At 51.4% G+C, this 549-nt stretch carries 1 protein-coding gene; it reads left to right on the forward strand.

The features are described 5' to 3' along the window. Nucleotides 1-277: 277 nt before the first annotated feature. A partial coding sequence (locus tag NZ772_19495; protein MCS6815738.1) for a GTP-binding protein occupies nt 278-549 on the forward strand: 272 nt, incomplete at its 3' end.

Raw genomic sequence — 549 nt, forward strand, 5'->3', positions numbered from 1 at the left:
AAATTTTTCTGGAAGGGCTTTTAGGGGGGGTACCTAAAACCCTGGCCTGCTATATCATGGGGTTGTTTTTGTACCAATGGTTGGGTAGTTACAGGTACGTAATTTCCCTAAAACTCTTGTCAGCCTATGCCGCTTACAAACTGTGGCGCTCTGTACTTGGTGGCCGGTGAAGTTAGCTGGCCTTTAAGCCAGTGCGAATGTTGAAGGCTTTGCTGCACAGACAGCCTGCGGAGCGGGTGTGGTGTGTGGCAGAGCCTAAAGGACTTGAGGAGAGAACATGGCAAAGGAGAAATTTGACAGGAGTAAACCCCATATCAACGTTGGAACCATTGGTCACGTTGACCATGGCAAGACTACATTAACTTCTGCGATCACCACTGTGCTTGCGCGCCGGGTTGGTGGTAAAAACAGGGCGGTTTCTTACGCGGAGATCGACAATGCTCCGGAGGAACGCGCGCGCGGAATCACGATTGCGACTTCGCACCAGGAATATGAGACACAAAACCGCCATTACGCGCACGTCGATTGTCCGGGGCATGCTGACTATGT

The sequence above is a fragment of the Cyanobacteriota bacterium genome (assembly GCA_025054735.1).
In the GTDB taxonomy this organism is placed as follows: domain Bacteria; phylum Cyanobacteriota; class Cyanobacteriia; order SKYG9; family SKYG9; genus SKYG9.